This window comes from Citrobacter sp. Cpo147 (genome assembly GCF_030332405.1).
GTDB classification, from domain to species: Bacteria; Pseudomonadota; Gammaproteobacteria; order Enterobacterales; family Enterobacteriaceae; genus Citrobacter; species Citrobacter portucalensis.
Window position 1 is genome coordinate 128,568 of sequence record NZ_JAOWHX010000039.1, and the last position, 16,364, is coordinate 144,931.

Consider the following 16,364-nt stretch of genomic DNA (forward strand, 5'->3'; position numbering starts at 1 on the left):
CGCGTCTTATCCGGCCTACGACTTTGCCCGGCAACGCTGCTACTGATTTATTAACCTCACGCACATGGATGTGCGTTGCCACTTGTCGGTATGCCCCGACATGTTTTTCTTGCCCCGCCAGTCCCGGGGCTTTTTTTTTATTTTTGCGCCAACGCTCGCGCCGCGGCAATCACGCCCTGCCCCAATGACAACCCGCCGTCGCCCGCCGGTAAACGCTGCGGGAACAGTAAGGTAAAATCACGCAGATAAAACGCCAGACGGGCCGACAATAAGCGGTTATGCATCACGCCACCACTGAATACTAACGTCTTGATCCCGCGCACTTCAGCCTGCTTTCGCATCAGAGTGGCAAACCCACACGCCAGCGCGTCGTGAAACGCCCATGCCCTTTCTGCTGGTTTGGCCTGCCAGTTCAGCCATTGCTGCCAAAAAACCGCTAAGTCCAGCTGAGTGTCATCAAGCGGCAGCGTGACCGGATGATCAACACCATCACATTGCGATGCCATCGCCTCAAGCGCACAAGCCGCTTCACCTTCATAACTCAATGATTCCGGTGCACATTGCAACGCGGCGGCAACGGCATCAAACAGTCGTCCGCACGATGACGCCAGCGGAGCGTTAATTCCCCGTTCAATCGCGCGCACCAGCACGTTCCAGTTTTGATGTTGCAGCACCGATGTTTCCGGATAATGCGGCCAGTCAGGAACAAAACGCAGGCACTGCGCGAGCAGATTACGCCACGGCTGTTTTGCCGCCAGATCACCGCCCGCCAGCGCTACCGCCGGTAAGCCGCCAAGGTGTTCGCATTCACGATAGTTAACCCGCAAACACTCACCACCCCACAGCGCGCCGTTTTCCCCCATACCGATACCGTCTAGCGTCAGAGCAATCACATCACCGCCATTGAGCGGCCAGCCGTGCTCCGCAAGACACGCAGCGGCATGCGCATGGTGATGCAGCACCGTTTCAGTTGGCAGCTCCATTTCACTGGCCCACTGACTTGAAACATAGCCAGGGTGTGCATCATGCACAATACGCTGCGGCATAAAGTCATAAATGTTCTGGATCAGGCGTAGCGCATCACGCCACTGTTGCTGAATGCCGTCATCGCTGAGATCGCCCAAATGCTGGCTGATAACCGCCTGCTCGCCGCGCACCAGACAGAAAGTATTTTTCAGATCCGCCCCTAAGCACAGCATTGGCGGCACGTCGCGAAATCCTGGCGGTAGTGCGACCGCATCTGGCACATATCCTCGGGAACGACGCAGCATTTCCCCACTGTCGCGCACCACGGAGTCATCCATCCGCTGCACAATTTCGCGATTATGCAGCAGGAAACCGTCGGCAATGTCGTGTAAATCTTCCAGCGCCTGGGCGTTGGTAATGGCCGGAGGCCTGCCGCTGAGGTTGCCAGAGGTCATCACCAGCGGACAATTCATCTCTTGTAAGAGCAAATGCTGTAACGGATTCGCTGGCAGCATGACGCCAACCTCCGTTAACCCTGGCGCAATACCCTCGCTCAATGCAGCGACATAGCGTTTCTGCACCAGCACGATCGGCGCAGCAGGGGTAGTCAGCAAACGACGAGCGGGTTCAGGCAATCCTTCATCAGAGGGCAGCATCACTGCCAGAGGTTTCGCCGGACGGTGTTTGCGCAGCCTGAGTAGCGCTACGGCGTTATCATTTCGCGCATCGCACACCAGATGAAACCCACCAATGCCTTTAACCGCCACAATACCGCCTGCTTTCAGCCGCGATACCGCCGCCTGCAGCGCCTCTTCTTTCTCCGCTCGCTCACCCGCACAGAACCACTCCAGATGAGGGCCGCATGCTGGACAAGCCACTGGCTGGGCGTGGAAGCGACGGTCGTACGGATCGCGATACTCTTTGTCACATTGCGCGCAGAGTGGGAATGACGCCATTACGGTAAACGGACGATCGTAGGGCATGGCGCGGATAATCGTAAAACGCGGACCACAGTGGGTGCAGTTGATAAAGGGGTATCGGTAACGACGTTCGCCGGGGGTGTTCATTTCTACAAGGCATTCGGGACAGGTCGCGGCGTCCGGAACGATTTGCGTATTCATCGTACCGCCAGCACTTTGACGAATCGAGAAATCGGCAGGCTGCTGCGTCCAGGCGAATGGTTCGCTTTCAACGCTGTCAATGCGCGCCAGCGGTGGGCAGTGTTGATGCAACTGCGCAATAAATTCCGCTGGATCTTCCTGTAAGCGCACAACCACACCGTCACCGTCGTTACACACATCGCCATGCAGTTGTAACCGCCGCGCCAGTTGCCAGACGTAGGGGCGAAATCCGACGCCCTGTACCTTACCGCGAATACGCAGCTGTACGCCGGAGTGGTTGTTTATTGTCATTAAGTCGTTCCCGCAGTCATCTATCCCGGTTTGCCCGATAGCGCTACGCTTATCAGGCCTACGTGGATGCGAACAGTAGGCCGGATAAGGCGAAGCCGCCATCCGGCATAAGTACTACCGTATTTTACGCGGATTTTCAGATATCAGAACAGCAAAGATGCGGTGGAATCCAGCGCAGCGCGACGACGTTTTTCCGCGCTCAGTTGCTCAAGCTTATTGCGATCCACATAAATCAGCGCGTGAGTCGGGCACACTTCCATACAGGCAGGACCGGCCTCACGATGGTGGCACAGGTCGCACTTATTGGCTTCCGCTTTTTCTGCACGGACGTTCAGACCTGCGCCGCTGTTACGCACGACCGGACGCACGACCACTTCCATTGCGCCGTAAGGACAAGCCACAACGCAGGTTTTACAGCCAATGCAACGTTCCTGCATTACATGAACAAAACCTTTATCACGGCTGATCGCACCGTTTGGACAGACGTTAGCGCACGGCGCGTCTTCGCACTGGCGGCACAGCGTCGCCGTGGAGACATTAACGCCTTTGATGACGTGAATACGGGGTAAAAAGGTTTCAGGGGTCAGCGATGCGCAGTCCTGGTTATCCTGATGGGATACCACGCAGGCCACTTCACAGGTACGGCAACCAATGCATTTATTGGCGTCTGCAATGATGAAACGGTTCATCAATTTCTCCAGCAATGACAGAATATCTGCCGAAGCATACACAAATCGTGCCAGAATTTAATTTACTGTTATTAAAGGAATTTTGTTTTGAAGAACGCAAGAAAGGCGTGTCATCGTCACTAGTGACGATGACAAATGACAGCCGTCAGCGCGAAACTAGCGGCGCAACTGAGTCGCGCGCAATGAGTTCACCGGTGAAGGTCTTTGACGGCGTAAACGCCCCGTCACCCAACATAAAGATCAGACGCCCAATCGTTTCCTGAATCATTTCTGTTACCGGGATTTTAACGCTGGAAAGCGCCGGAATAGTGTATGGCGCGAGAGCGATATCATCAAAGCCAATCACCGACACCTGTGCGGGAACGCTCACACCATGCCCGTGCAACTGCTTCATCGCGCCGATCGCCATATCGTCATTGCTGGCCACCAATGCGGTAAAATTGACCTTGCGCGAAAGCAAAGTATCCACACCCGCAGCGCCGCAGGCTGGCGTCCATTTCCCTTTAACAATCAGATCATTATTTAGGGCGATACCATGATGTGCCAGCGCGTCTTTATAACCTGAAAGTCGCTCCACGCCGGTTGGCGAATCCATCGAGCCAGTAATAAAACCAATCTCTTTATGCCCGGCGGCAATGAGCTGAGTAACGGCGTTAAAGCTGGTCTGCTTTTGATCGCACCATACGCTGTGGCTACTGTTTTTCCGCAGGCGTCGATTAAGCACCATAATCGGCTGGCTGTGGGCATCGATGATATCGTCTATCTCATCCACGCTGAGAAAACGCGGATAAATCATAATCGCGTCACAGCGCAGGTCGAGCAGGTACTGGATCGCCTGGCGCTCTTCCTCAGCGCTGTGCTTACCGTCAGCCAGTAACAGCTGGCGTCCTTTATCTTCCGCCATCCGCGCGGTATGAAACAGCAGCTCGCTGAAATAGACGCCGTGATAAAGGGTATTCGTTACCACCAGACCCAGCGTCTGCGTGGTTTTCGCCGCCAGACTGCGCGCCAGCAAATTTGGGCGGTAACCACTCTCTTTAATGGCCTGAAACACGCGGTCTTTGGTTTCCTGGCTGACATAGCCGTTTCCGGAAAGCACCCGGGAAACCGTCGCTTTCGACACCCCGGCACGCTTCGCCACCTCCAGCATCGTGGTCATATTACTCATCCCTTTTCTCTCAATGTGACGCAGTGTACTTCACCGTTTTGCCGCTGTCCTTGCTGCTAAATCACAGACGCTGACATCTGGTGATCGGAGTCACAATTACAAAAAATGATCAAAATTAAACCTTGATAATTTAATGCAATTTAAACATGATTTTGTGGAACCGGTTTCCTATCTGCGTTTCATCAACTCAGAAAAGCGACCCACGTAAACGGATAAAACATAACGTACTCTACTGATAAAACAGGATTAAATCCGATGTCCAAGAATTATGCAGCGCTGGCGCGCTCCGTTGTGACGGCTCTGGGAGGCGTCAACAACATCACAGCAGTGACCCACTGTATGACCCGTTTGCGTTTCGTTCTCAAAGATGACTCGCTGGTCGACAGTGCTACGCTGAAAACCCTCACTGGCGTGCTCGGCGTGGTGCGTAACGAGAACCAGTGTCAGGTGATTATCGGCAACACCGTTTCGCAGGCGTATCGTGAAGTGGTCAGCCTGTTGCCTGCCAACATGCAGCCTGCTGAGCCGCAAATCAAACCCCAACTGACGCTGAAGCGGATTGGCGCGGGGATCCTTGATGCGCTGATCGGCACTATGTCGCCGTTGATCCCAGCGATTATCGGCGGATCAATGCTCAAGCTGCTGGCGATGGTTCTGGAAATGACTGGCGTGCTGGTGAAAGGATCGTCCACGCTCACCATTCTGACCGTTATCGGTGACGGCGCATTCTTCTTCCTGCCGCTGATGGTCGCCGCGTCGGCCGCTATCAAATTCAAAACCAACATGTCGCTGGCTATCGCCATCGCGGGCGTACTGGTGCATCCCAGCTTTATCGACCTGATGGCGAAGGCCGCGCAGGGTGAGCACGTTGAGTTTGCCCTGATCCCGGTGACGGCGGTGAAATACACCTACACGGTGATCCCGGCGCTGGTCATGACCTGGTGCTTGTCATACATCGAACGTTGGGTCGATCGTATAACTCCGGCGGTGACCAAAAACTTCCTCAAACCGATGCTGATCGTGCTGATCGCCGCCCCGCTCGCCATCGTCATCATTGGCCCAATCGGTATCTGGATCGGTAGCGCGATTTCAGCGCTGGTCTATACCATCCACGGCTATCTCGGCTGGCTGTCGGTAGCCATTATGGGCGCGCTGTGGCCGCTGCTGGTAATGACCGGTATGCACCGTGTCTTTACGCCAACCATTATTCAGACCATTGCCGAAACCGGAAAAGAAGGCATGGTAATGCCATCGGAAATTGGCGCCAATTTGTCGTTAGGTGGTTCATCGCTGGCAGTGGCATGGAAAACCAAAAACCCGGAGCTGCGCCAGACGGCGTTAGCGGCCGCCGCCTCAGCCATCATGGCGGGCATTTCCGAACCCGCGCTGTATGGCGTGGCAATCCGCCTGAAACGTCCGCTGATTGCGAGCCTTATCAGCGGTTTTATCTGCGGTGCTGTTGCTGGAATGGCCGGACTTGCAAGCCACTCCATGGCGGCTCCAGGTCTGTTCACCAGCGTCCAGTTTTTCGATCCGGCCAATCCGATGACCATCGTTTGGGTATTTGGCGTGATGGCGCTGGCGCTAGTGCTTTCTTTTGTACTAACGCTGATTCTCGGCTTTGAAGATATTCCTGTCGAAGATGCAGCCGCGCAGGCCAGAAAAAACCAGGCCGCACAACCGGGCAATATCAATGGAGCCAGCATTTGACTGGTATGAACTGAGGTTAATTATGTCTGTTTTTCCGCAAGGATTTTTATGGGGCGGCGCACTGGCCGCCAACCAGTCTGAAGGGGCATACCGGGAAGGCGGCAAAGGGCTGACTACCGTCGATATGATCCCCCACGGCACACACCGCATGCCCGTCAAACTGGGTCAGGAAAGGCGCTTTACGCTGCGGGATGACGAATTTTATCCCAGCCATCAGGCGATCGACTTTTATCATCGCTATAAAGCAGATATCGCGCTGATGGCGGAAATGGGGTTTACGGTTTTTCGTACTTCCATTGCCTGGAGCCGCCTCTACCCTAACGGCGACGAGCTGACGCCGAATGAAGACGGAATCGCGTTTTATCGGGCCGTGTTTGCCGAGTGTAAAAAATACGGTATTGAGCCATTAGTCACGCTGTGTCACTTCGATGTGCCTATGCATCTGGTCACTGAGTACGGCTCCTGGCGTAACCGCAAAATGGTGGAGTTCTTTACCCGCTACGCCCGTACCTGCTTCGAGGCCTTTGACGGTCTGGTGAAGTACTGGCTGACGTTCAACGAAATCAACATCATGCTGCACAGCCCCTTTTCAGGCGCCGGGCTGGTATTTGAAGAAGGTGAAAATCAGGATCAGGTGAAATATCAGTCCGCTCACCACGAACTGATAGCCAGCGCCCTTGCGACTAAAATAGCTCATGAAATTAATCCGCAAAACCAGGTCGGTTGTATGCTGGCTGGCGGTAATTTTTATCCTTACTCGTGTAAGCCGGAAGATGTGTGGACCGCACTGGAAAAAGACCGTGAAAACCTGTTCTTTATTGATGTGCAGGCGCGCGGGGCCTACCCGGCTTACTCTGCCCGCGTGTTTCGCGAAAAAGGCGTGGTAATCGAAAAAGCCCCGGAAGACGACGACATCCTGAAAAACACCGTCGATTTCATCTCGTTCAGCTATTACGCATCGCGCTGCGCCTCCGCTGAAATGAACACGGGCAATACCAGCGCTGCCAACGTGGTGAAGTCGCTGCGTAATCCGTACATTGCCGCCAGTGAATGGGGTTGGGGCATCGATCCGCTCGGCCTGCGCATCACCATGAATATGATGTATGACCGCTATCAGAAGCCGCTGTTTCTGGTGGAAAACGGGCTGGGAGCGAAAGATGAAATTGATGCTAACGGTGAGATCAATGACGACTATCGCATCAGCTATTTACGCGAACATATTCGCGCCATGGCAGACGCGATTGAAGATGGCGTGCCGCTGATGGGTTACACCACCTGGGGCTGTATCGATCTGGTTTCTGCCTCAACCGGTGAGATGAGCAAACGCTACGGTTTTGTGTACGTGGACCGCGATGACGCGGGCAACGGCACGCTGGCACGTACACGCAAGAAATCATTCTGGTGGTACAAAAAAGTCATCGCCAGTAACGGTGCCGATCTGGCATGACGGATCTGCCGGAGGGGGTTACAGCCTTCCGGCAGAAGTACATATTTTCATTTCATTTATTACATTCCAGATTTGGAATCGTCCTTCCAGTTTCAGGTTTGCCCTCCCCCTTTTTTACTGGCATTTTATTCAGTAGTTTTTAATCCTGGCCGTTCACCACAAGGAAGCGTGCATGTTTGATAAAAAGGGCAAAACAGCAGTGGCAATCACCAAACCGGTACGTCGCCTGAAAGTCAGCTATGTCAGAAAACGCCATGAAGATCCAAAAACGGGTTACACGCGACGAATCAGTCGTCACGCCTCGCTCACGCTGAACGGCGACTGGCTGGAACAAGCTGGATTTCCGACCGGAACGGCAGTGAATGTATCAGTGATGCAGGGGAAATTAATTATTGAACAGGCAATTGACTGACGAGGATACACTGGGAAAACAGGCCGGATGTCGTTCACATCCGGCACTGATACGGTTTACTCTTCTGGCGCTTCCAGCTCGGAGAATCCACCGTATCCTTCCCAACCGGCTAATCGCTGATAGACGGTATCAACCGCGTCTTTGATCGGCTGTGTCATCGGGTAGTAAAAACCGACGATGTCCGGTTGAATGCCGAGGAAAATCACCTCACCAACATCGTCTTTCAACTGATCGACCAGGTAGTTCAGCGGCATGTTATGGGTCGTCATCATGAACATCTCGGCAATATCATCGGGATCGATAATGCGGATTTCACCTGGGTTCAGCCCCATATCGGTGGCATCAACAATCAACAAACGTTGCGGACGCAGTTCGCGGATGGCAACAATATCGTTCTCCGGCGCGCTACCGCCATCGATGACAACCCAGTTGCCTTGAGGATTTGCAGCACACATTTCAGCCAGCAGCGGGCCCGCGCCGTCATCGCCCATCATGCTGTTACCCACACATAATAAAACGTCAGTCACGGTGTCTCCTCACCATCAGATAGATGGCGCTTTCCTGGTGTATGTCGTGCAGCATGCTAAGCATCAGTTTGCTCCACTCCTGCTGCTGCGGGGTCTGCACGGCACGCGCATCATCGAACGCGCGCGCCAGCATTTGCACATGGTTGAAATCGATAACGATCTCGCCGTATTTCGGCACGCCTTCCATTTTCCGGCGTGCTTCGCTTCCCTCAGCAAGGGTAGCAATCCATGCCAGATATTCGTCCCATGGGCAAGTTAACGCCGCTTCCAGGCAATCGATGATCCCAAGGTGGTGACCAATCGCCAGGCTGTAATAGACAACCTGCTGCGCCTCAGCGGGCGTCGCATCGTTCTCATCAATAAACTTACGGCTCAGTTGACTGAACACCACCGTTTCACTCATCGGATACGCGCCTCTTCGACAACATGATTAAGATGCGTGACGATCTCGGTCAGACGCGGATCGTTTTCCGCTTCCAGCCAACGCGCCACCTGATGCTCGCCCTGCCCTAACTGCGTCATATAGTCATCAGCAATCTGGCGACCATAGCGGTATCCCGCCAGACGGCGAGCCTCGCGATCCACTTTCACGCGCAGCGGCTGAACCATGTCCGGATGCAGAATTTCCGCCGGCTGTTCGTCCAGTTCACCCGGCGCACGCGCGTGAATTTTTTGCTCCAGCAGACCCAGCGCCATGGCAAAACCGTACAGCGTTGCCGCAGGCGTCGGCGGACAGCCAGGAATATACACGTCCACCGGTACGATTTTGTCCGTGCCGCCCCATACGCAGTATAAGTCGTGGAAGATACCGCCGCTGTTACCGCAGGCACCGTAAGAGATACAAATTTTCGGATCTGGCGCAGACTGCCAGGCACGCAGCGCCGGAGAGCGCATGGCACGAGTTACCGCGCCGGTAAACAGCAGAATATCCGCATGGCGCGGTGACGGTACGACTTTGATGCCAAAACGTTCGGCATCAAACAGCGGAGAAAGCGTGGCAAAGATTTCGATTTCGCAACCGTTGCAGCCGCCGCAGTCCACGCGGTAAACATACGCTGAACGCTTAATGCTTTTCAGCAGCGATGCTTTCATGCTGGCAATGGATTCATCCACCGTCATCGGTACCGGAATACCGTTGGCGTCACGTGGGCCTAATAAATTGCTCATCAGCTGGCCTCTTTCATATGGCGAGTCAGTTCAATACGGTCAGACGGCACCAGGCATTTCTGGCGCTTACAGTCCGGGCAGGTCTCAAAGCTTTCACGGTGGTTTTCCGCGCGGGTATCACCGTTGTGCTTAAGCAGCGCAATGGCGTAATCAATCTCTTTTTGCACCGCAAACGGACGGTTACATACGCGGCAATTGCACAGCCCAAAACGAGACTGCTGCAGGAAATCATCTTTCTTCCACACCGCCAGCTCATACTCCTGCGACAGCTTGATTGCCGCTGTCGGGCAGACTTCTTCGCAGCGGGCGCAGAAAATGCAGCGCCCAAGGTTGAACTGCCACGCCAGCTCATTGGTGACCAGATCGGTTTCTACCGTCAGCGCGTTCGACGGGCACGCATTCACACAGGCCGCACAGCCGATGCACTGCTGCGGATTATGTTCCGGTTTGCCACGGAAGTTTTTATCGACCGCAATCGGCTCCAGCGGATACGACGACGTCGGCGCCCCGGTTTTGATGACTTTTTTGATAAAGGTAAACATGGCGATTCCTTATTTCAGCGGCGAGTTTTTACGCTCGATGCTGTAGCGCTCAAGTTCTTTGTACGGCACGACTTTGCTCTTCTTCTTACGCACATCGACCACAGTCATACGGTCAGTACAGGAGTAGCAAGGATCGAGGCTACCGATAATCAGCGGGGCATCGGAAACGGTATTGCCACGCAGCATGTAGCGCAGCGTCGGCCAGTTGGCGTAAGTCGCCGCACGGCAGCGCCAGCGATACAGTTTCTGGTTGTCGCCGGTCATGCTCCAGTGGATGTCATCTCCACGCGGCGCTTCAGCAAAGCCCAGTGCGAAACGGTGAGGAATATAGGTAAAGCCTTCCACCATCAGCGGGCCGCCCGGCAGGTTATCCAGACCAAAGTCGATCATATTCAGCGCGGTGTAGACTTCATTGATACGGACTTTCAGGCGAGAAATAACGTCGCAGCCCTGCTCGCTGTGAACTTCCATCGGCAGCAGACCATAACCGACAAACGGGTGATCGGCGCGGGTGTCACGTGCGTGGCCACTGGCGCGAACCATCGGGCCGACGTTACTGAAGTCACGGGCAATTTCCGGATCCAGACGACCAATACCAACCGTACGCTGTTCCATGTTCGGCGTGCTGAGCAGCATATCGACCAGTTCCTGCACGTCACGACGCATCTGCTGCGCCAGTTGACGGGTCTGGATCATATCTTCTTTCAGCAGGTCACGACGAATACCGCCGATCAGGTTCAAACCGTAGGTTTTACGTGCCCCAGTGAGGATCTCCGCCATCTTCATCGACGTTTCACGCACGCGGAAGAACTGCATAAAGCCGGAGTCAAAACCGGTGAAGTGACAGGCCAGGCCGAGGTTGAGCAGGTGCGAGTGCAGACGCTCAACTTCCAGCAGAATGGCGCGTATCATCTGCGCACGTTCCGGCACCACGATGCCCATCGCATTCTCAACGGAGGTGGTATAAGCGGTGCTATGCGCAAAGCCGCAGATGCCGCACACGCGATCCGACAGGAACGTCACTTCGTTATAACCCATACGGGTTTCCGCCAGTTTCTCCATGCCGCGGTGGACATAGAACAGACGGTAATCGGCGTCGATAATGTTCTCGCCGTCAACGAACAGGCGGAAGTGACCGGGTTCATCGGAGGTGACGTGCAACGGGCCAATCGGCACCACGTTATTTTTCTTGTCGCCCAGTTCGTTGATGAACTCGTAGGTTTCAGCATCGGTAGTCGGCGCCGGGCGCTGACGATAATCCATACTGTCTTTACGCAGCGGATAGAGTTCATCCGGCCAGTCATCCGGTAACACCAGACGGCGCTCATCCGGTAAACCAACCGGGATCAAACCGTACATGTCGCGCACTTCACGCTCGCCCCAGACCGCTGCTGGAACGCGCGGCGTGACGGACGGGAACTCCAGTTTATTGGCATCGACTTCAACGCGGACGGTTATCCAGCACTTGGTGCCTTGCTCCATCGACATCACGTAATAAACGGCGTAATGACCGCACAGCTGACGTTCGTCGTTACCAAACAGCACGGATAACCAGCCGCCCTGTTTGTAGTACAGGAACTCAACCACTTCCGGCAGGTAGTTCACCTTGACGGTGATCGTCAGCTGATCTTTGGTCTGCCAGGCTTCATCCAGCACCACGCCCGGAAAGGCCTGGTGCAGCGCAGCGAGATATTGTTGACCTAATTTTTCTTCAGACATGCTCAAACTCTCTTAAATCACGCCACCAGCAAGGAGACGAACGCTAAAAACGCAAACCCAAAACCGGCCCAGGTCACGCGTGAAGTGGCGCAAAAACGCAGACGCGCCATGCTGTTTTCGAACAGGGCGATGACCAGCACGCCGAGGACCAGCTTGACGACGGCAATCACCAGCGCCAGCAGCAGCCCGCCGGCGGTGAAGGTTTCCATCTGTCCCCACGGCAGGAACACGCCAACGAACATTTGCAGAACGACCAGCTGTTTGAGGCTAATGCCCCATTTCAGCACGGCAAAACCGCTGCCGCTGTATTCAGTCAATGGACCTTCCTGCAACTCCTGCTCTGCTTCCGCCAGATCGAACGGCAGTTTGCCCATTTCGATAAAGGTGGCGAAAGCACAGGCGCACAGTGCCAGAATCAGCGGGATGCTGCGCGCAGCAGGCCAGTGGTAAATGGTATCGGCGATATTGCTGATATGGGTTGAACCCGCAACCTGTGCCGCTACCCACAGTCCCAGCAGCAAAATAGGTTCAACCAGCACGCCGAGCATCGCTTCACGGCTGGCGCCAATGGCGGTAAACGGGCTACCGGTATCCAGTCCCGCGATAGAGAAGAAGAAACGGGCGATGGCGAACAGGTAAATTAAGGTGATCAGATCGCCCAGTTGTGGCAGCGGCGAGCCAACGGTCACTACCGGCAACGCAGTGGCGATAGTCAGCATCACGCCCACCATCACAAACGGCGTCAGGCGGAAAACCCAGCTGGAATCCGCAGGCGCAATGCTCTGACGGCCCAGCAGTTTGATAATGTCGCGGTATTCCTGCAAAACGCCCGGACCGCGGCGATTGTGCAAACGCGCACGCGCCACGCGGGTAACACCGGACAGCAGCGGCGCAACGGCAAACAGCACCAGCGCCTGAATTAACGGATATAAAACACTCATTCTCAGGCTCCTCGTGAAACCACAATCACCACCAGCACCGCCAGCTCAATCAGCGCCAGGCGACGGAACAGCACCGGTGCAGCCGCATTCTGCCAGCCCGGAACCAGTGATACCGGGTTCAGCCATTTACGCAGTTTGAGTACCGGGGCAAAGGCTTCTTTCACCGGCATGGCAAAACCGTGCGCGGTAATCACCATTGACTGCTCATGATCGTAACCACACACCCACGCCGCACCGCGTGAACGCGATGGCAGACGGTTGCCTTTGAAAATGGCCATGATGATGAACGGCAGCAGCGGACACGCGATCAGCAGCAGCGTGATCATTGGCTGAGAAACGGTGGTGTTCGCGGTTTCCAACGGCAGCGGAACGGCAGAGGAGATCATCGGCAGCAGCCACGGCGCAGCAACGCCGCCAATCACGCAGCAGATAGCCAGCGCGACGACGCTCACCCCCATCAGGATTGGCGCGCAGCAGGCATTTTCAGCTTCCTTCGTGCGCGGTGCGCCAAGGAACGTAACGCCATAGACTTTCGCCATACACATCACCGCCAGCGCGCCGGTAATTGCCAGCCCTACCGCCAGCAACGGTCCTAACAGGCTACCGACAAATGCGCCGCTATTGCCGAGCTTAAAGAAGGATTGGTAGATAACCCACTCACCGGCAAAACCGTTCAGCGGCGGCAGCGCGGCCATCGCCATCAGACCAACCAGCATCGCCAGCGAGATAACCGGCATACGTTTACCGATACCGCCCAGTTTTTCGATATCACGATGACCGGTACGGAACCAGATGCTGCCTGCACCCAGGAACAGAACGCTTTTGAACAGGCTGTGGTTAACCAGATGATACAGACCGCCGGTCAAACCCAGCGCAATCAGCGCCGGTTGATTCAGGGAAATTCCGGTCACGCCAGCACCCAGACCCAGCAGAATAATGCCGATGTTTTCCAGCGTGTGGTACGCCAGCAGACGCTGGATGTTGTGCTCCATCAGCGCATACAGACCGCCAACAAACGCGGTGATCATGCCCAGCACCAGCAGCGTAATCCCCCACCACAGCGGCGCGTTACCGCCCAGCAACGACAGGGAGAGAATACCCAGCAGACCAACCTTCATGACGACGGTAGAGAACAGCGCCGCAGCCGGTGCGCTGGCATTGGCGTGTGCCTGTGGCACCCAACCGTGCAGCGGAATAATGCCGGCCAGCAGGCCAAAACCTGCCACGCCCAGCAGCCAGATGTCAGACCCGAGCGGCAGCTCCTGGGTGCGCAGGTCAAGAAGACGCAGCTCCAGAGTGCCGTAACGTTGCCACACCAGGTAGCAGGCGACCGCCAGCAGTAGCGTACCAATACGCCCCAGTGCAAACCACAGTTTGCCTTCTTTACTGCATCCGGTAAGGAACACGGCACACAGCGCCATGATTTCCGCCATCACCACCAGCGTACCGAGGTTGCTGGCAACCACCGCACATACCGCCGCGGCCATCAGCAGATTCACCAGCAGGCCGTTAGCTTTCACCTGCGGATGACGATGCCAGTCAATGTTGTACAGGCTGACAAACAGGCCGCACAGGCCCAGCGTAATCAGCCAGATAGCATTCAGCGGAGTAATTTGCAGACTGTGACCAATAAACGGCATCACGCCGCTCACCGCCAGCGCATTAGTCAGAACGGTAAAACCCGCGGCTGCCGTAAACAGGCTGCCGACCGCACCGCCAACTCCAGCAATCCAGCCGCTCAGCGATTTATGAAATGAAAACAGAAATGCCAGAACCGCAGCCGCTGTAAACCAGGCTACGCCGCTGTTAATCAGTGAAATTGCGCTCATTTTGCATCCCCACTCTGAGCCTGCTGAAACAAGGTGAGATCGCCGAAATCGGTATTGAAAGTCAGCTCACGCTTACGTTTGCTGGCGCGGGCGATATCCATGTTGCTCACCAGATGCAGGGCTTTGGTCGGACACATGCGCACGCAGGCAGGACCTTGCTCGTCAAAACTACACAGATCGCATTTCACCGCGATGGCACGAACGCCGGGAACCCAGTCCAACAGCGAACTCACGCGAGCAGGCGCTGGCGGAGCCGGAGGCGCTTTTGGCGTATTGGCGTTTGCCGGAATATGTAGCGGACGGCTACCGGAAAACTCTATCGCGCCAAACGGACAAGCGATCCCGCACAGTTTGCAGCTTACGCACAAGCTTTCGTTCAGCTGTACGGCGCCATCAACGCGGTTAATGGCATTAACCGGACACACGGTGGCGCAAGGCGCATCTTCACACTGGTGGCAAAGCTGCGGCGCGGATTCTTTTTCATTTAACATCACTTTCAGGCGCGGCATTGACTGCAGGCCATGCTGGCGATGTGTCTCTGAGCAGGCGGCTTCACAGGTGTGGCAGCCAATACAAAGAGTGGAGTCAGCAATTACAAAACGATTCACCAGGCATTCCTCAGGTGATAGTCATTTTTGACGAAAACATGTCTACCAAATGTCATTTCGACATTTTTCGACATGCCCATTCCCTAAAACGTCGTGACGCAGTATGTAGACCGCACCATGACAAAGTGGGCAGCACCCGAGGCTTAAGCCGGGCTATGTCCCTCAACCAGCTGGCTTAAATTCACCGGCATATTGTTCTCAACCGCGGTGTACAGGCTGTCGTAGACGGTGGCGATTTTTTCGAGATAGTGATCCAGCACCTGCTCGCGGTCGCGGTTGCTAATACGCTCATCGACCTTACCGTCGATAGTCAATTCTGCCTGTGCAATCAGCTGTTTATCATCACCGTCTTTCGTTTCGACGTAGTATTCGATGGTATGGCTGTTAAAGCCGTCCGCCAGCGTGACGTAGATAGTGAAGTGTTCAAAAAGGACGAAGCAGAGATCCTTGTCCGGCGCGCAGCTCATCGCATGATGCAAACGCGCTTTTGACAGGGTGATCCCCTGAACCAGCGAGTTGCAGTAAATACGCCACTGGTCCTGTAGGCGACGATGCCGTTCAGCGATGTAATCGGCTTTTTCGCTTATTTCCCAAATAGTCATGTCAGGTTACCCGTTTAGCAGAGATGAACAGCCTTAAGCACATTTCATGCCAAAATTAAATCACTTAATTTTCATATAGATAAAAAATAAAAGGCGGGTGACGACATGTCATTTCGTCATCGTCGTCATTGTCACAAATGAAAAAAATCAACCTGGCATGCTTATTGCTTTTAATACGGCAACTTCACAGGAGGCGGTATGCACGAAATAACCCTCTGCCAACGGGCACTGGAATTGATTGAACAACAGGCCACGCAACACGGTGCTCAGCGAGTAACTGGGGTCTGGCTCAAAATTGGCGCATTTTCTTGCGTAGAAACCAGCGCTCTCTCCTTTTGTTTTGATCTGGTATGCCGCGGGACCCTTGCAGAAGGTTGTAAACTCCACCTCGAAGAACAAGAAGCCGAATGTTGGTGCGAATCTTGTCAGCAATACGTCACGTTACTGACGCAACGCGTGCGCCGATGTCCGCAATGCAACAGCGATATGCTGAGAATTGTGGCCGATGACGGCTTACAGATTCGACGTATTGAAATAGATGAAACTCCAGCGCCGGATGGCGACGCTTAAGCGTCTTATCCAGCCTACAGAAAGAGCTCGTTTGTAGGCCGGATAAGGCAACGCA

The 16,364-nt window shown here is 54.9% G+C and carries 16 protein-coding genes; 4 read left to right on the top strand and 12 right to left on the bottom strand.

Translation table 11 applies throughout. The features are described from left to right. Positions 1 to 137 precede the first annotated feature (137 nt). The 3 genes from hypF to OGY06_RS18890 form a co-directional block, all read right to left on the bottom strand. Positions 138 to 2,378 (bottom strand): carbamoyltransferase HypF, encoded by a 2,241-nt coding sequence (hypF, locus tag OGY06_RS18880; RefSeq protein WP_286605873.1) that lies wholly within the window; start codon positions 2,376 to 2,378, stop codon positions 138 to 140. Between the two features lie 143 nt (positions 2,379 to 2,521). Further along, positions 2,522 to 3,067 (bottom strand): electron transport protein HydN, encoded by a 546-nt coding sequence (gene hydN, locus OGY06_RS18885; RefSeq protein ID WP_003037366.1) that lies wholly within the window; start codon positions 3,065 to 3,067, stop codon positions 2,522 to 2,524. A gap of 145 nt (positions 3,068 to 3,212) precedes the next feature. Then, a complete protein-coding gene (locus OGY06_RS18890; RefSeq protein WP_284962427.1) occupies positions 3,213 to 4,226 on the bottom strand; it encodes a LacI family DNA-binding transcriptional regulator in 1,014 nt (337 codons plus the stop codon). A gap of 264 nt (positions 4,227 to 4,490) precedes the next feature. Here OGY06_RS18890 and ascF point away from each other — a divergent pair, with 264 nt between their 5' ends. From ascF to OGY06_RS18905, 3 genes are all read left to right on the top strand, one after another. Further along, complete coding sequence (ascF, locus tag OGY06_RS18895; RefSeq protein ID WP_286605874.1) at positions 4,491 to 5,945, top strand: PTS cellobiose/arbutin/salicin transporter subunit IIBC; 1,455 nt, start codon at positions 4,491 to 4,493, stop codon at positions 5,943 to 5,945. A gap of 22 nt (positions 5,946 to 5,967) precedes the next feature. Beyond that, positions 5,968 to 7,392: a 6-phospho-beta-glucosidase gene (locus OGY06_RS18900; protein WP_286605875.1), complete on the top strand. Its 1,425-nt coding sequence runs from the start codon at positions 5,968 to 5,970 to the stop codon at positions 7,390 to 7,392. A 172-nt stretch (positions 7,393 to 7,564) separates the two neighbouring features. Then, positions 7,565 to 7,804, top strand: coding sequence for a SymE family type I addiction module toxin (locus OGY06_RS18905; protein ID WP_003825923.1), 240 nt, complete (start codon positions 7,565 to 7,567; stop codon positions 7,802 to 7,804). Between the two features lie 56 nt (positions 7,805 to 7,860). Here the strand turns inward: OGY06_RS18905 and hycI are convergent, their stop codons facing one another. The 9 genes from hycI to hycA all read right to left on the bottom strand — a co-directional run bounded on the left by hycI (position 7,861) and on the right by hycA (position 15,739). After that, complete coding sequence (gene hycI / locus OGY06_RS18910) at positions 7,861 to 8,331, bottom strand: hydrogenase maturation peptidase HycI (RefSeq protein ID WP_003825921.1); 471 nt, start codon at positions 8,329 to 8,331, stop codon at positions 7,861 to 7,863. Continuing rightward, on the bottom strand, positions 8,324 to 8,734 hold the full coding sequence (locus OGY06_RS18915) for a formate hydrogenlyase maturation HycH family protein (RefSeq protein WP_003037385.1): 411 nt from the start codon (positions 8,732 to 8,734) through the stop codon (positions 8,324 to 8,326). The genes hycI and OGY06_RS18915 overlap by 8 nt, the downstream gene beginning before the upstream one ends. Beyond that, on the bottom strand, positions 8,731 to 9,498 hold the full coding sequence (gene hycG / locus OGY06_RS18920; RefSeq protein ID WP_003037388.1) for a formate hydrogenlyase subunit HycG: 768 nt from the start codon (positions 9,496 to 9,498) through the stop codon (positions 8,731 to 8,733). The genes OGY06_RS18915 and hycG overlap by 4 nt, the downstream gene beginning before the upstream one ends. Next, entirely contained in the window at positions 9,498 to 10,040 is a 543-nt protein-coding gene (locus tag OGY06_RS18925; protein ID WP_003825918.1) for a formate hydrogenlyase complex iron-sulfur subunit, read from the bottom strand. The genes hycG and OGY06_RS18925 overlap by 1 nt, the downstream gene beginning before the upstream one ends. A 9-nt stretch (positions 10,041 to 10,049) precedes the next feature. Continuing rightward, positions 10,050 to 11,759: a formate hydrogenlyase subunit HycE gene (gene hycE / locus OGY06_RS18930; protein WP_003037393.1), complete on the bottom strand. Its 1,710-nt coding sequence runs from the start codon at positions 11,757 to 11,759 to the stop codon at positions 10,050 to 10,052. A 17-nt stretch (positions 11,760 to 11,776) separates the two neighbouring features. Beyond that, positions 11,777 to 12,700 (bottom strand): respiratory chain complex I subunit 1 family protein, encoded by a 924-nt coding sequence (locus OGY06_RS18935; protein WP_003825914.1) that lies wholly within the window; start codon positions 12,698 to 12,700, stop codon positions 11,777 to 11,779. A gap of 2 nt (positions 12,701 to 12,702) precedes the next feature. Further along, positions 12,703 to 14,529, bottom strand: a complete 1,827-nt coding sequence (hycC, locus tag OGY06_RS18940; RefSeq protein ID WP_063940968.1) for a formate hydrogenlyase subunit 3 — start codon at positions 14,527 to 14,529, stop codon at positions 12,703 to 12,705. Continuing rightward, positions 14,526 to 15,137, bottom strand: a complete 612-nt coding sequence (hycB, locus tag OGY06_RS18945; protein ID WP_003825909.1) for a formate hydrogenlyase subunit HycB — start codon at positions 15,135 to 15,137, stop codon at positions 14,526 to 14,528. The genes hycC and hycB overlap by 4 nt, the downstream gene beginning before the upstream one ends. A 143-nt stretch (positions 15,138 to 15,280) precedes the next feature. Beyond that, a complete protein-coding gene (gene hycA / locus OGY06_RS18950) occupies positions 15,281 to 15,739 on the bottom strand; it encodes a formate hydrogenlyase regulator HycA (RefSeq protein ID WP_003825906.1) in 459 nt (152 codons plus the stop codon). A gap of 198 nt (positions 15,740 to 15,937) precedes the next feature. Here hycA and hypA point away from each other — a divergent pair, with 198 nt between their 5' ends. Continuing rightward, on the top strand, positions 15,938 to 16,309 hold the full coding sequence (gene hypA, locus OGY06_RS18955; RefSeq protein ID WP_003825904.1) for a hydrogenase maturation nickel metallochaperone HypA: 372 nt from the start codon (positions 15,938 to 15,940) through the stop codon (positions 16,307 to 16,309). Positions 16,310 to 16,364 lie beyond the last annotated feature (55 nt).

Bases quoted from the DNA above. Each gene is read 5' to 3' on its own strand.
- OGY06_RS18890 (WP_284962427.1), bottom strand. From the start codon at position 4,226: ATGACCACGATGCTGGAGGTGGCGAAGCGTGCCGGGGTGTCGAAAGCG.
- OGY06_RS18925 (WP_003825918.1), bottom strand. From the start codon at position 10,040: ATGTTTACCTTTATCAAAAAAGTCATCAAAACCGGGGCGCCGACGTCG.
- hycE (WP_003037393.1), bottom strand. From the start codon at position 11,759: ATGTCTGAAGAAAAATTAGGTCAACAATATCTCGCTGCGCTGCACCAG.
- hypA (WP_003825904.1), top strand. From the start codon at position 15,938: ATGCACGAAATAACCCTCTGCCAACGGGCACTGGAATTGATTGAACAA.
- hycA (WP_003825906.1), bottom strand. From the start codon at position 15,739: ATGACTATTTGGGAAATAAGCGAAAAAGCCGATTACATCGCTGAACGG.
- OGY06_RS18905 (WP_003825923.1), top strand. From the start codon at position 7,565: ATGTTTGATAAAAAGGGCAAAACAGCAGTGGCAATCACCAAACCGGTA.
- ascF (WP_286605874.1), top strand. From the start codon at position 4,491: ATGTCCAAGAATTATGCAGCGCTGGCGCGCTCCGTTGTGACGGCTCTG.
- OGY06_RS18915 (WP_003037385.1), bottom strand. From the start codon at position 8,734: ATGAGTGAAACGGTGGTGTTCAGTCAACTGAGCCGTAAGTTTATTGAT.
- OGY06_RS18900 (WP_286605875.1), top strand. From the start codon at position 5,968: ATGTCTGTTTTTCCGCAAGGATTTTTATGGGGCGGCGCACTGGCCGCC.
- hycC (WP_063940968.1), bottom strand. From the start codon at position 14,529: ATGAGCGCAATTTCACTGATTAACAGCGGCGTAGCCTGGTTTACAGCG.
- OGY06_RS18935 (WP_003825914.1), bottom strand. From the start codon at position 12,700: ATGAGTGTTTTATATCCGTTAATTCAGGCGCTGGTGCTGTTTGCCGTT.
- hycG (WP_003037388.1), bottom strand. From the start codon at position 9,498: ATGAGCAATTTATTAGGCCCACGTGACGCCAACGGTATTCCGGTACCG.
- hypF (WP_286605873.1), bottom strand. From the start codon at position 2,378: ATGACAATAAACAACCACTCCGGCGTACAGCTGCGTATTCGCGGTAAG.
- hydN (WP_003037366.1), bottom strand. From the start codon at position 3,067: ATGAACCGTTTCATCATTGCAGACGCCAATAAATGCATTGGTTGCCGT.